The 13,713-nt window shown below is 65.9% G+C and carries 10 protein-coding genes; all 10 read right to left on the bottom strand.

From position 1 onward, the window contains the following. Positions 1-48: 48 nt before the first annotated feature. On the bottom strand, positions 49-1,461 hold the full coding sequence (locus tag ACYVL5_RS11560) for an efflux transporter outer membrane subunit (protein ID WP_460595728.1): 1,413 nt from the start codon (positions 1,459-1,461) through the stop codon (positions 49-51). Between the two features lies 1 nt (position 1,462). Continuing rightward, positions 1,463-4,648, bottom strand: a complete 3,186-nt coding sequence (locus ACYVL5_RS11555; protein WP_460595727.1) for an efflux RND transporter permease subunit — start codon at positions 4,646-4,648, stop codon at positions 1,463-1,465. 231 nt (positions 4,649-4,879) lie between these two features. Next, on the bottom strand, positions 4,880-6,139 hold the full coding sequence (locus ACYVL5_RS11550) for an efflux RND transporter periplasmic adaptor subunit (protein ID WP_460595726.1): 1,260 nt from the start codon (positions 6,137-6,139) through the stop codon (positions 4,880-4,882). Positions 6,140-6,308: 169 nt separating this feature from the next. Next, positions 6,309-6,878 carry a TetR/AcrR family transcriptional regulator gene (locus tag ACYVL5_RS11545; RefSeq protein WP_460595725.1) on the bottom strand — a complete coding sequence of 190 codons (570 nt, stop codon included), beginning with the start codon at positions 6,876-6,878 and terminating at the stop codon, positions 6,309-6,311. A gap of 273 nt (positions 6,879-7,151) precedes the next feature. Further along, positions 7,152-9,251, bottom strand: a complete 2,100-nt coding sequence (locus tag ACYVL5_RS11540; RefSeq protein ID WP_460595724.1) for a hybrid sensor histidine kinase/response regulator — start codon at positions 9,249-9,251, stop codon at positions 7,152-7,154. A 231-nt stretch (positions 9,252-9,482) separates the two neighbouring features. Continuing rightward, entirely contained in the window at positions 9,483-9,620 is a 138-nt protein-coding gene (locus ACYVL5_RS11535) for a hypothetical protein (RefSeq protein WP_460595723.1), read from the bottom strand. Further along, positions 9,608-9,856 (bottom strand): XdhC family protein, encoded by a 249-nt coding sequence (locus ACYVL5_RS11530; RefSeq protein WP_460595787.1) that lies wholly within the window; start codon positions 9,854-9,856, stop codon positions 9,608-9,610. The genes ACYVL5_RS11535 and ACYVL5_RS11530 overlap by 13 nt, the downstream gene beginning before the upstream one ends. Further along, the gene (locus ACYVL5_RS11525; protein ID WP_460595722.1) at positions 9,852-10,109 is read right to left on the bottom strand and encodes an XdhC family protein; all 258 of its coding nucleotides are present in this window, start codon (positions 10,107-10,109) and stop codon (positions 9,852-9,854) included. The genes ACYVL5_RS11530 and ACYVL5_RS11525 overlap by 5 nt, the downstream gene beginning before the upstream one ends. Then, positions 10,106-10,273 (bottom strand): XdhC family protein, encoded by a 168-nt coding sequence (locus tag ACYVL5_RS11520; RefSeq protein ID WP_460595721.1) that lies wholly within the window; start codon positions 10,271-10,273, stop codon positions 10,106-10,108. The genes ACYVL5_RS11525 and ACYVL5_RS11520 overlap by 4 nt, the downstream gene beginning before the upstream one ends. Positions 10,274-10,310: 37 nt before the next feature. Beyond that, positions 10,311-13,682 (bottom strand): MASE3 domain-containing protein, encoded by a 3,372-nt coding sequence (locus ACYVL5_RS11515; protein WP_460595720.1) that lies wholly within the window; start codon positions 13,680-13,682, stop codon positions 10,311-10,313. Positions 13,683-13,713: the final 31 nt, after the last annotated feature.

Below are 13,713 nucleotides of genomic sequence, written 5' to 3'. Positions count from 1 at the left end.
GGGTACCACTTCATTATACCGGGCTCATACACGGAGACAACGCCCCAGCTAGGCTCCCCCTCCCAGCACCTTGTAGAGGGTGACCAGGTTGGAGAGCCGCGAGAGCCTCAGGCTGACCAGCCCCTGTTCGGCGGAGTACATGGAACGCTCGGCATCGAGCACCGAGAGGTAGTTGTCGACGCCCCCCTGGTAACGGGTCTCGGAGAGCCGGTAGCTGTCGGTGCTGGAGTTGACCAGCGCCTGCTGGGCGGTGAGCTGGTCGCCGATGGTCCCGTACTGGGCCAGGGCGTCGGAGACCTCCCGGAAGGCGACCTGGATGGTGCGCTGGTACTGGTTGACCGAGATGTCCCGGTCCACCTCGGCGATCTTCAGGTTCGCCTTGTTGAGCCCGGCGTTGAAGATCGGGACGGTGACCTGCGGCAGGAACTGCCAGGCGCCGGCACCGCCGGTGAAGAGCCCGGTCAGCGAGTCGCTGGCGAGCCCCCCCTGGCCGGTCAGGGTGATGCGGGGGAAGAAGGCGGCGCGGGCCGCCCCGATGTTGGCGTTGGCCCCCTGCAGGAGATTCTCGGCCTGGAGGATGTCCGGGCGCCGGGTGAGCACCTCGGAGGGAACCCCGGCGGAGATCTCCTTCAGTACGGTCACCTCGCTAAGCCCCGCCGGCAGGAGCTCCGGAGCGACCGGGGCCCCCACCACCAGCTGGAGGGCGTTCAAGTCGGTGGCGATCTGGCCGGTGTAGCGGGCCACGTCAACCCGGGCCGATTCGACCGTGGTGGCGGCGCGGGCCAGGTCGAGTCCGGTGGCCACCCCGAGGTCGAAGCGGCTCTTGGTGATCTTGTAGGAGTCGACCTGGGCCACCAGGGTTTCCTGGGCGATCTTCAGCCTTTCCTTGTCGGCGGCGTAGTTCAGGTAGTCGTTGGCCACCTCCGCCACCAGGCTGATCTGCACGGCCCGGCGGGCCTGCTCGGTGGCGAGGTACTGTTCGAGCGCCTGGTCCTTCAAGCTTTGGATGCGCCCGAAGAAGTCGAGCTCATAGGAGCTCACCCCGACGCCGAGGGTCCAGACCTGGCTGGTCACCGCGTTCCCGGAGCTGGTGAGGCTCCCCGGGGTGCGCTGGGCCTGGTAGGAGGCGACCCCGTTGACGGCCGGGAACTGCCCGGAGCGCTGGACCTGGTAAAGCGCCTGGGCCCGCTCGATGTTGAGCGCCGCCGTCCTCAGGTCGCGGTTGTTCGCGAGCGCCAGGTCGATGATCTTTCTGAGGTTGCCGTCGACGAAGAAATCCTTCCAGGCGAGGTCCGAGAGGATCACCCCGTTTGGCGAGGTCCCCTTGTAGGCCGTTCCCGTCGGCCAGGCGGCCGGAACCGGCGCCTCGGGTCTGTTGTATTTGGGTGCCATGCTGGCGCACCCCGAGAAGGAGAGGACGGCGGCCAAAAGCAGGCCGCCTCTCAGGAAGTTACGGTTCATATCAGACCACCTCCGTAGCAGCGTCGGTCTCTTTACCCGCGCCGCCATGCCCCGATCCTTCCGAGGCAGGGTGAGGCTTCCTCGCGAATACCCGGGAGACCAGCACGAAGAAGAACGGGATGAAGATCAGGTCGATGAAGGTCGCCGACAAGAGGCCGCCGGTCACCGCGGTGCCGATGGCGTTCTGGGCGCCGGCGCCGGCCCCCTTGGTGAGGGCGAGCGGCAGGGTACCGAAGAAGAAGGCCAGCGAGGTCATGATGACCGGGCGGAGCCTGATCTTCACCGCGGTGAGGGTCGCCTCCACGAGCCCCAGGCCATGATGCATCTGGTCCTTGATGAACTGGATGATCAGGATGGCGTTCTTGGTGGAGAGGCCGACCGTGGTCAAGAGACCGATCTGCAGGTAGACGTCGTTCGGAAGCATGCGGAGCTTGACGGCGGTGACCGCGCCGACCAGGCCGAGCGGGAGCATCAACAGGTTGACGAACGGGATGGTCCAGCTCTCGTAGAGGGCCGCCACGCTCAGGAAGACGACGATGAGCGAGATGGCGTAGAGGGCCGGTGCCTGGGCACCCGCGTTCTTCTCCTCGTAGGAGAGGTTGGTCCACTCGTAGCCGATCCCGGGCGGGAGCTGGGCGGCCATCTTCTCCATCTCGGCCATCGCCTCGCCGGTACTCACCCCGGGAGCCGCCTGGCCCATGACCTCGACCGACGGGATGCCGTTGTAGCGCTCCAGGCGCGGTGAGCCGTACTGCCACTTGGCGTTGGCGAAGGCCGAGAAGGGAACCATGTCGCCGGTCTTGTTGCGGACGTACCAGCGGTTGATGTCGTCCGGGACCATCCTGAAGCGGGCGTCGGACTGCAGGTAGACCTTCTTCACGCGGCCGTTCTGGATGAAGTCGTTGACGTACGAGCTACCCCAGGCGGTGGAGAGGAGGCTGTTGGCCTCGTCCAGGGAGACCCCGAGGGCTCCGGCGCGGGCGTCGTCGATGTCGAGCTTGAACTGGGGGGAGTCGTCCTGGCCGTTGGGGCGCACCGCCACCAGTTTCTTGTTCTTCATGGCCATGCCGAGGAGCTGGTTACGCGCCTCCATGAGCTTCGCGTGGCCTAAGCCCCCGCGGTCCTGCAGCTGGAAGTCGAAGCCGTTGGCCTGGCCGAGCTCGACCACCGCGGGAGGCGGGAAGGCGAAGGCGAGACCATCTTTGAACTTCCCGAAGGCCCCCATGGCGCGGCCGACGATGGCCTTCACCCTCTTGTCGGGGGTCTTGCGCTCCTTCCAGTCCTTGAGCTTCACGAAGGCGAGCCCCATGTTCTGGCCGCGGCCGGCGAAGCTGATACCGGCGACGGTGAGCACCGAGTCCACGGTGTCCTTCTCCTTGGTCTCGAAGTAGTGCTGGAGATCGGTCAGCGTGTTCATGGTGCGCTCCATGGTGGCGCCCGGAGGGAGCTGCACCATGCAGTAGAAGAAGCCCTGGTCCTCGTCCGGGAGGAAGGAGGAGGGGAGGTGCAGGAAGAGGAACGCCATGCAGGCCACCACCGCGCCGTAGGAGACCAGGTAGCGGATCGGCTTGCCGAAGGAGCGGCCGACGATCCCCTCGTACTTGCCGCGGCAGAAGTCGAAGACGCCGTTGAACCGGCGGAAGAAGCCGGCGAACCAGCCGTACTCGCCCGGCTGGTGCCCCTTGGGAACCGGCTTCAAAAGCGTGGCGCAAAGCGCCGGGGTGAGGGTCATGGCGACCGTCACCGACAGGATCATGGCCGAGATGATGGTGACCGAGAACTGGCGGTAGATGACGCCGGTGGAGCCGCCGAAGAAGGCCATCGGGAGGAAGACGGCGGTGAGGACGGTCACGATCCCCCAGAGAGCGGAGGTGATCTGGTCCATCGACTTGATGGTCGCTTCCTTGGGTGGGAGCCCCTCCTCGGTCATGATCCTTTCCACGTTCTCGACCACGACGATGGCGTCGTCGACCAATAGGCCGATGACGATGACCAGGGCGAACATGGTCAGGGTGTTGATCGAGAAGCCGCCCGCCTTGAGGACGCCGAAGGTACCGAGCAAGACGACCGGCACCGCGATGGTCGGGATGAGGGTGGCGCGGATGTTCTGGAGGAAGAGGAACATGATCAAAAAGACCAGGATGACCGCCTCGACCAGGGTGTGTACCACCTCCTCGAGGGAGATCTTCACGAACGGGGTGGTGTCGTACGGGTAGACCACCTTGACGTTCTGCGGGAAGTACCGGGAAAGCTCGTCCATCTTGGACTTGATCCGGTTCGCGGTATCGAGCGCGTTAGCACCGGCCGCCAGGCGGATCGCCATGGCGCCGACCGGTTTCCCCTTGTAGAAGGACTGGATGTCGTAGTTCTCGGTGCCGATCTTGCACTCGGCCACCTCTTTGAGCCTGACGACCGAGCCGTCCGGGTTGGTGCGCACCACGATCTCCCCGAACTGCTCGGGGGTCTGCAAAAGGGTCCTCGCGGTGATGGTGGCGTTCAGCTGCTGCCCGGTCATGGCGGGGATGCCGCCGAACTGGCCGGCGGAGACCTGGGCGTTCTGGGCGGTGACCGCGGCGGCGACGTCGGCGTTGGTCAGGTGGTAGCTGTTGAGCTTGTCCGGGTTCATCCAGATGCGCATGGCGTTCTGGGCGCCGAAGATCTGCAGCTCGCCGACCCCTTCCAGGCGGCTCACGATGTCCTGGACGTTGGAGACCAGGTAGTCGGTGAGGGCGTTACGGTCGAGGGCGCCGTCCTCGGAGACCAGGCCGACGATGATCAGGTAGTTCCTGGTGGATTTCACCACCTGGATCCCCTGCTTCTGCACGATCTGCGGCAGGAGAGGGGTGGCCAGCTGGAGCTTGTTCTGGACCTGGACCTGGGCGATGTTCGGATCGGTGCCGGCCTTGAAGGTCAGGTTGATGGCCACTGCGCCGGACGAATCCGAGGAGGAGGACATGTAGATCAGGTTGTCGATGCCGTTTAGCTTCTGCTCGACGACCTGGGTCACGGTATCCTGCACGGTCTGGGCCGAGGCGCCGGGGTAGACGGCGTTGATGGTGATCTGGGGAGGCGCGATCGGGGGGTACTGGGAGACCGGCAGGGTTTTCACCGCCAAAAGGCCCACCAGCATGATCATGATCGCGATAACCCAGGCGAAGATCGGGCGGTTGATAAAGAAACGAGGCATCTGCAAGCTCCTTGATTGGATGCGAGAGCGAAAGTCTTGGGGTCAATCCCCCCATCCTCACCCCACCCTCCAGTTGATGGGAGGGAGAGTGCGGTAAATCCCCTCGCCCCTTTAGGGGAGAGGGGCAGGGGTGAGGGAGGTTTTAAAAGCTACCCTCACCCGGCCTTCGGCCACCCTCTCCCCTGAAGGGGCGAGGGGATAGGACCGGGTGAGGACGGGGTTGGCTACCGATTATTTCTTGGCCTGGGCGGCCGGCAGGGAACCCGGGGCGGCCGCGCCGCCGGCCTGGGCACCTGCCTGGGCGGCGCCCGGCTGTCCGGGAGCGCCCATGGCGGCAGCGCTCTTCGGCACGAAGGGGACCGCCTTGACGGTGGTGCCGGGGCGCCCTTTCTGCTGCCCCTCCACGATCACCTTCTCGCCCGGCTTGAGGCCATCGTCCACCAGCCACTTGTCGCCCACCGCGCGGGAGACCTTGAGCGGGCGGGGCGCCACCTTGCTGTCCGCGCCGACCACGAGAGCAACCGCGTTCCCCATCTGGTCGCGGGAGACCGCCTGCTGCGGCAGCAGGATGGCGTTGGAGACCACCCCTTCCTCGATCTGGGCCCTTACGTACATCCCGGGGAGGAGCTGGTTTTTCGGGTTGGGGAAGACGGTGCGCAGGGTGACCGAGCCGGTCCCCTGGTCGACGGTCACGTCGGAGAACTTGAGCGCGCCATCGAGCGGATAGCGGCTGCCGTCCTCGAGGAGGAGCTTGACCTTGGTCTGGGCGCCCCCCTTCTGGAGCTTGCCGGTCGCCAGCGCCTGCCGCATCCGCAACAGGTCGGAGGTCGACTGGGTCACGTCCACGTAGACCGGATCGAGCTTCTGGATGGTGGCGAGCGCGGTGGCCTGGCTCGCGGTCACCAGGGAGCCGGTGGTCACCGAGGAGCGGCCGATGCGGCCGGCGATCGGGGCGGTCACCTTGGTGTAGTTAAGGTTGATGCTCGCGGTCTGCAGGTTGGCCTTGGCGGCCTCGACCTCGGCCTCGGCGGTCTTCACCGCGGCGGCCGCGTCGTCGTAATCCTGCTTGCTGACCGCGTTGGTGGCGACCAGCTGGCGGTAGCGATCCGCCTTCAGCTTGAGCGGGATGAGGTTGGCCTCGGCCTTGCCGACCGCCGCCTTGGCGCTCGCGTAGGCCGCCTGGTAGGGGGCGGGATCGATCTGGTAGAGGACTTCGCCGGCCCTGACGTCCGCACCCTCGGTGAAGAGGCGTTTCTGGATGATGCCGTTCACCTGGGGACGCACCTCGGCCACCAGGTAGGCGGAGGTCCGTCCGGGAAGCTCGGTGGTGAGGGATACGGTCTGCGGCTGGACCTCCACCACGGAGACCTCGGGGGGGCCGCTCGGCGGAGGAGCGGCTGCAGTCGCGCCCTGCTTGCCGCAGCCGCTGGTCAGCAGGGCCAAGGTCGCCAGCACCGCCCCAAGATAGCCGAATTTGTTCCACTTTTGCATGCTACACCTCATCCTTTGATGAAAATGGTAATGCCCGGCCGTAGAGGGCCGGGCGTACAGGGTTACGGGATCATTTTTTCCGCGGATAGAAACAGACCGCGATGATCAGAATCCAGGTGATCGCCACCGCTACCGGCAGCAGTTTGACCAGCATCGACAGGTTCCTTTCTTAGATGGCTACCGCTTTCCAGCAGCCGTCGATGGCCTCTTCCAGCATTTCGTCGTCGACGGCGATGAAGCCAAGGTTGTGGTCGCGGCAGATGTAAATGAGCGGGCCGAGGGCCAAGGCGATCAGCACCGGGGTCGGAAGGTCCCGGACCGCCTTGATCTCCTGGGCCTCGAGGAAGATGTCCCGGCAGAGGTTGCTCTGCTTGCCGAGCAGCATCTCCTTACGGAAGGCGACGCCGTAGGGAGAGTTGTGGAACTGTTCCACGAAGCGGAACTCCCTGGGGGACGAGCTCCACCATTTGAACAGCACCCGCGCCAGGTGGAAGAACTTCTCCTTCGGGGTCCCGTCCTCGGGGTATCCCTCCAGCGCCCTTCTGCGGAGGCGGTCGTCGAGGTCGCTGTAGGTCGCGCCGATGAGGGCGTCCTTGTTTTCGAAGTAGCGGTAGATGGTTCCCGCCGCCACTCCGGCCCGTTCGGCGACCATGGCCATCGGGGCGCCGTGGAAGCCGTTCTCGCTGACCAGTTCCACCGTCGCCCTGATGATGGCCGCCCTTTTTTCGCTGCAATCCATGCCGCACCCAACCATCGGTGTCTACCCCACTGAATGAACGTTCATTCTTAGATATGCTTTTGCGCCGAGCATGTCAATCATTAAAATGTGAAAGTTGACTAAAAAGGTGGGGGCCAATCGAAACGGGGAGTTGCGGAGGAGTACCCCCTCTCCCCGGTGGGAGCGAAGGGGATACCGTATACCCTCGTCCCCCCTGGGGGAGAGGGTGGCCGAAGGTCGGGTGAGGGTAGATTCAAAGGTTGCGAGGGTATGGCTCGTGAGGCGGAGGTCGTCTTACCCGCCGGTGACGCGCTCGATGATCCGTAAAATGTCGGAGGCGAGGTACGGCTTCTTGAGGCAGTCGGCGAAGCCGAAGTTCTTCCATTCGGAGAGGGCAAGGTCGTTCGAATAGCCGGTCGAGACGATCAGGCGGGCGCTGCCGTCCAGCTCGAGGAGCCTCGCGGCCGCCTCCTTCCCCCCCATCCCGCCCGGTATGGTCAGGTCGAGGATCACCGCCGAGTACCCCTCCCCCTCCTCCAGGGCCTGGCGGTACAGGGCGATGGCCTCCTCCCCGTTGACGCAGGTCTCCACCGCATATCCAAAGCGGCTCAAGAGGTCGGCAGCGAACCGGCAGATCATCTCCTCGTCGTCCATCACCAGGACCCTCCCGGTCCGGGCCCGCTCGAAGAGGGGCTCCGGAGGGAGGGTGGGGCCCTCCAGGGGGGGCTCGCCGGAAGCCGGCAGGACCACCGTGAAGGTCGTGCCGCTGCCGGGAGTGGAGGCGACCAGGATGGCCCCCCCGTGCCGGGAGACGATGGAGTGGGTGGAGGCGAGCCCGAGCCCGGAGCCCCCCGACTTGGTGGTGAAGTAGGGGTCGAAGATCTTGTTGAGGTCGGCCGGGGAGATCCCCACCCCCTGGTCGCTGAAGCGAAGCTTGACGTACTCCCCCGCGGCAAGGTTGTAACCGTTCCCCTCCTCGAGGCTCAGGAGATCCCCCTGGACGGTCAGGGTCCCGCTCACCGGCATGGCGTGCACCGCATTGATGATGATGTTGTTGAACGCCTGGCTCAACTGCCCGGGGTCGGCCTCGATGGTGGGCAGTGAGGGGGGGATCTGCAGCTCCGCCTGGACGTGGCTCCCCCGCAGCGAAAGGGAGAGCGATTCCGCGATGATGTCGCCGACCCGGACCGGCTGCTTCATCGGCTCTCCCTTCTTGGCGAAGGTCAGCAGCTGCTTGGCCAGTTCGGCGGCCCGCAGCGACGCCTTTTCCGCCTGCTCGAGGCACTCCTGCACCTTGGTTTCCGGCTCCATCAGGGCCCGGGCGAAGGATACGTTCCCCATGATGGAGGTGAGGATGTTGTTGAAGTCGTGGGCGATCCCCCCGGCCAGCACCCCCAGGGACTCGAGCTTCTGGACCTTGAGCAGCTGGTCCTGGAGCATCTCCCGCTCGGTGATGTCGGTGAAGAGCTCGATGGTGCGGCCGAGCACACTTTGGGTGTTGACCAGCACGTGCTTGCACGAGCCGTCCCGGCAGGTGATCTTCAGCTCGCGGGCCCGCGCCCGGCGGTGGGGGGAGCCGTTCTCCCGGCGCCCTTCATCGCCGCCGTTGGGCGCGCCCTCGTCGGCACCCCCCTGGTACCCGATCGGGTACCAGTCCTTCAGGCGCGGATGGTCTTCCGGTCCGTAGCCGAACGCCTTGCGGAACGAGTGGTTCACGTACTCGATCCTCCCGTCCTCGCCGTACCACCAGACGCCGGCCGGCATGGAGTCGAGCAGGGACTTGAGGGTCCTCTCGTTCTCGGCCAGCGAATCCTCGGCCCGCTTCCGGTCCTCGAGCTCGCGGGTGAGGGAGGTGATGATCACCCAGAAAATGAGGGAGAAGGCGAGGAGGCTGAACCCGAAACCCGAGGTCAGGTCGATGATGCGGTCCTGCCGGGTCTGGAAAGGGACCACCATCTCCGGGTAGTGATACTGCAAAAGGACCAGGGCGCAGTAGTCGGCCACCATCAAAAGGAGCAGGCCGTGGCGGCGCCCTCCCTTGAAAAAGGTCAGCGGGTAGAGGGCGGCGGCGAAGAAATAGAAGGCGATGCTCCCCGCGTCCCCCGCGTTGAACACCCAGCAGCCGTTGAGGACCGCCAGGGTCAGCCAGAAATTGGTGACGATGAAATGACGCCCGCGCAGGGAAAGCTCGTAGAGCCCGAAGGTGATCACGGCATAGACCGCGATGATCTCGTTGAGCTCAACGGGGAGGTCGAGAATGATATTGATGGGGAGGATGATGAAGAGGCAGAGGTTGGCGGTGGTCAAAGTGACCAGACGGAATAGATGAACCTCGAGGGAAATTTCCTGTCCCTTGACAACGAAGTCCCACAGGTTTTGAAAGAGTCTGTCCATTCCGCCTCGGTGCCGGCAGGCCCGGCGCATCACAGTGTCCACGGGGGCGGTGAGAGCGGGATGAGCGCGCGGCGAGGTGGGCTCAGCCAGCCGGGAACACGATTAAATCAATGATTTCCCGCGGAACATACCATAACGGTCAAGGAGTTGTCATCTCCAATTTAGGGAACCGAGCCCTCGACCGATAACCTGCTGATCTCATTTACCGTATCCGGAAAAGGGAAACTCCGATCAGAACGAACGTTCGCGACAAAGGAGAGAAAGCATCCGGAGGTAATCTTCGGGAAGGTCCATGTCGAGGAGGATGCCGGGGTCGTCGACCTCCACCTCTCTCACCAGGGGAAGGTGACGCCCGATCACCTCCCGCAAGATCTGCTCCTCAGGGCGATCAGCTGGGCCACCACGCTCACCGCGATCTCCTCCGGCGTGTGCGCCCCGATATCGATCCCCACCGGGGTCACCACCCGCTCCCGCTCCTCGGGAGCGACCCCCTCGTCGGCCAGGGTCTGGAAAAGGAGCTCACGCTTGCGCCGGCTCCCCAGAAGGCCGATGAAGCCGGCCTCGGTCCCCAGGCAGAGCCGGACGACCTCGAAGTCCTGGCTAATGGCTGGGGGTGGCGATCAGCAGGTAGCTCCCCCTGCCGACCGGCAGCGAGGCAAGGGCGTCACCGGCCGCCGCGCAGATCACCCGCTCGGCCCCGGGAAGGAGCACGGCCGTGGCCCGCTCGGGGCGCTCGTCCACCACCAGCACACGGAAGCCGCAGCGGGAGGCAAGTTCGGCCACCGCCTTCCCCACATGCCCCGCGCCGAAGATGACGAGCTCCCCCCTCATTCCCTGGGGCTCGACGAAGACGCTCATCCTCCCCCCGCCGAACCGAGCAGGGTTCCGTCCCGGCGCACCAGCATCTTGGCCCCCGCCTTGCGCGGGGAAGAGCCGCGGTGGGAAACGACGGTGGCGACGGAAAAGGGCTCCCCCCTGCGGGTGAGCGCCACCACCTCCTCGTACAGCTCCAGATCGGTCATCGCCCCCTCCCCTGGCGGCTTTTTTATGCTGGGGGAATCACGCCAGCGCCTCGCGCAGCTTCTCGGCCAGCGCCCCCATGTTGAACGGTTTCTGGATGAAGTGCCCGCGCCCCTCCCCGCACCCCTGGGGGGAGATGAAGTCGGCGGCGTAGCCCGACATGAAGAGGATCCGGACCCCCGGGCGGCAGGCCTCGACCGCCTCGGCGAGCGCCCGGCCGTTCATCCCCGGCATGATCACGTCGGTCATCAAGAGGTCGATGGTCCCCCCGTGTCCGGCCGCCACCTGCAGGGCCTCGTCCGGCGAGGAGGCGGTCAGCACCCGGTACCCCAGCATCTTCAGGAGCACGGTAGCCATCTGCAGGATGCCGGCCTCGTCCTCCACCACGAGGACCGTCTCGTTTCCCCCCGTGATGCCGGCCGCCGGCGCGCTCTCCTTGGGAACCGCCGGCTCCGGGTGGCGCGGGAGGTAGATCCTGAAGACCGCCCCCTCGCCCGGCGCGCTCTCCACCTCGAGGAAGCCGCCGTTTTGCTTCACCGCCCCGAAGACGGTGGAAAGGCCGAGGCCGGTCCCCTTGCCGATCCCCTTGGTGGTGAAGAACGGCTCGAAGACCTGGGAAAGGGTCTCCGGGTCCATCCCGTGCCCGTTGTCGGCCACCGACAGCCGCACGTACTCTCCCGGCAGGGAGTCGAGGTGCTCCGCGCAGTAGGCCTCGTCCAGGACGCAGTTGGCGGTCTCGATGGTGATGGTCCCTCCGCTCTCCAGGGCGTCCCGGGCGTTCACGCAGAGGTTGGCCACGATCTGGTCCAGCTGGGAGCCGTCGGCCTTGACCGGCCAGATCCCCTCCCCCGGGTGCCAGCTCAGGGTGACGTCCTCCCCGATCAGCCGCTTGAGCATCTTCAGCATCCCGGTGACGGTATCGTTGAGATCGACCACCTTGGGGGCGATCGGCTGCCGGCGCGCGAAGGCCAAAAGCTGGCGGGTCAGCTCCGCCGAGCGCTGGGCGGCCTGGACGATCTCCTGGAGGGCGCCAAAGACCGGGTGGCCGGGGTCCAGCTGCAAGAGTCCGAGCTCCGCGTAGCCGAGGATCACCCCGAGCATGTTGTTGAAGTCGTGGGCCACCCCGCCGGCGAGCCTCCCCACCGATTCCATCTTGCGCGCCTGCTGCAGCTGGGTCTCCAGGGCGAGCCGCTCCTCCTCGGCCCTTTTCCGGTCGGTGATGTCGGTGGAGATCCCGCAGACCGCGTAGGTCTCGCCGGAGATCTTCTTGAGCGGGAACTTGACCGAGATGTAGAGCCGGCGTCCCCCGTCGGTCGGGAGCCACTCCTCGAAACTCGCGGGGACCCCATCGGCCAGGACCCGCCGGTCGTTGCCGGCAAGGAGCGAGGCCACCTCGAACGGGAAGATGTCGAAGTCCGTTCTCCCGAGGGGATCGGTCACTTTCGGGGGCATCAGCTCGCGGCAGAGCCGATTGGCCAGGAGATACCGGCCCTCGGGGTCTTTCATGTAGATGATGGCGGCGGCGTTGTCGGTGATGGCCCGCAGGGTCTCCTCGCTCTCCAAAAGAGCCTGCTCCGCCCGCTTTCTCAAGAGCGCCTCCCCCACGTGCTCGGCCACGTCCTCCAAAAGGGAGATCTCCTCCCGGATGAAGCACCCCTTCCGCTTGGCCCCCATCTGGAGGACGCCGACGATCTCCCCCTTGGCCCGGATGGGAACCAGCGCCATGGAGACGTACCCGTGCCGCCGGCACTCGTTGCGGGGGCAGTAGCGGCGGTCCTCCGCCGGGGATGAGTCGAGCTCGGAGAAGGAGTCGTTGGACCAGGCACTCCCGCGCGGGGTGAAGACCGCCTGCCCGGGGTCGGTGCGTCCGGAAGCCACCACCCCGCAGGTGCATTCCAGCCTGAGGCCGCCGGAGGGGTCGCGGACCGGGGAAGAGTGCCCGACGAGCGAGCGTTCGCGTTCCAGGAAATCGGCGCTGTACCCGTCGGAGCGGATGATGGGGAAGTCCTCCCCCTCCCTGAGGCGCACCGCCACCGCATCGACCCCGGTCATCGACTTCACCAGCGAGAGGGTCTCGGCGAGGATGTCCTCGAGGAGGGCCGGGGTATCGAGGGCGAGCATGATCCGGTGGCTCATGGCCCGGTAGGACTCCACGAGCTTCCTGGTGGTGACGTTGCGCACGAAGATGACGGTCACCCCGCCCCCCTCGGTGAGGTAACGGGCGGAGAGCTCGACGTCGAAGGTGGTGCCGTCCTTGCGGCGGTGCCGCCCCTCCAGTTCGGCCTGTCCGGTGGCGGCCACCTGTTGGGAGAGCCGCTCGAGCTCCTCGGAGGAGCGCTCGGAGAGGTCGTGGATCCTCATGGTCAAGAGTTCGCCGTCAGAGAAGCCGCTCATCCGGCAGTAGGCGTCGTTGACGTCGAGGATCCTCCCGGCGCGGTCGCAGCGGAGGATGCCGTCGCGGGCCGACTGGAGGATGGAGTTCAGCAGCTCCTCCCGCTCCCGCAACTGGGCGGTCCGCTCCTCGACCTTGCGCTCCACCGACTGGTTCGCCTCGACCAGGGAGCGCTGGGACTGGCGGAGCTCCCGGAACATGGTTTCGAAGGGGCGCCGGACCCCGCAGACGAAGATGGCGCGGTAGATCAGGTAGTAGGCGGCCAGCTTCAGGTAGTGCCCGGCCATGTTGGCGTGGTCGGAGACCCCGACGTAGCGGGTGAAGGCGATCTCGGAGAGGATGGTGCAGAGGACGGAGGCCATGATGAGGCGGAAGGTGGTCGGGCTTAGCCGGGAACGGATCCTCCAAAGGAGCGGGAGCGTGAAAAAAAGCACCAGGGAGATCGCGTACTCGGAGCCGATCTTGAAGCGGGTGAGCCCGCTCCCTTCCCGGTAGCAGTCGGGGAAGTCCCCGTGGAAGATCGCCCACAAAAGGGCGAGGGCCGAAAACGCGTATCCCCCCATCACGACCGGCAGCCGCGGCTTTTTCCCGATCAGCAGGGGGGCCGCCAGGAACGAGGTGGCCTGGAGGGCGCGGGCGGCGACCCAGAGCTGGGTCGGGAGGTTGGCGTCGTAGCCGGGAAAGACGTTCATCCCGCGGTAGGCCAGGGTATGGTGGAGATCGATGGCGCCGGCGGCGGCGAAGCCGGTGCAGATCACCATCAGGTAGCCGTTCTCCAGCCGTTCGCGGGTGTTCCAGACCAGGATGGTGGTGGTGAGGGCGAGCGATATGCTGGCGAATTCGACCAGCGAGTGGAAGAGGAGATAGGAGTAGCGGGCGGAGAGGAAGAGCCCGGCGGCCACGGCAACGGCCGCGGCCAGGAAGCGAGCGGCACCGACCTTTCCCATGACGTCGTCCTCGGCAGGCAAGATGGGAGGAGGTCCCTCGGGACGGTTTATGTCGGCTCCGCTTCGGTTCATGGCAACTCCGACGAAGGGGCAGGATCTGTAC

Source organism: Geomonas sp. Red276 (assembly GCF_054784495.1).
This window is presented reverse-complemented; position numbering and strand designations above follow the sequence as displayed.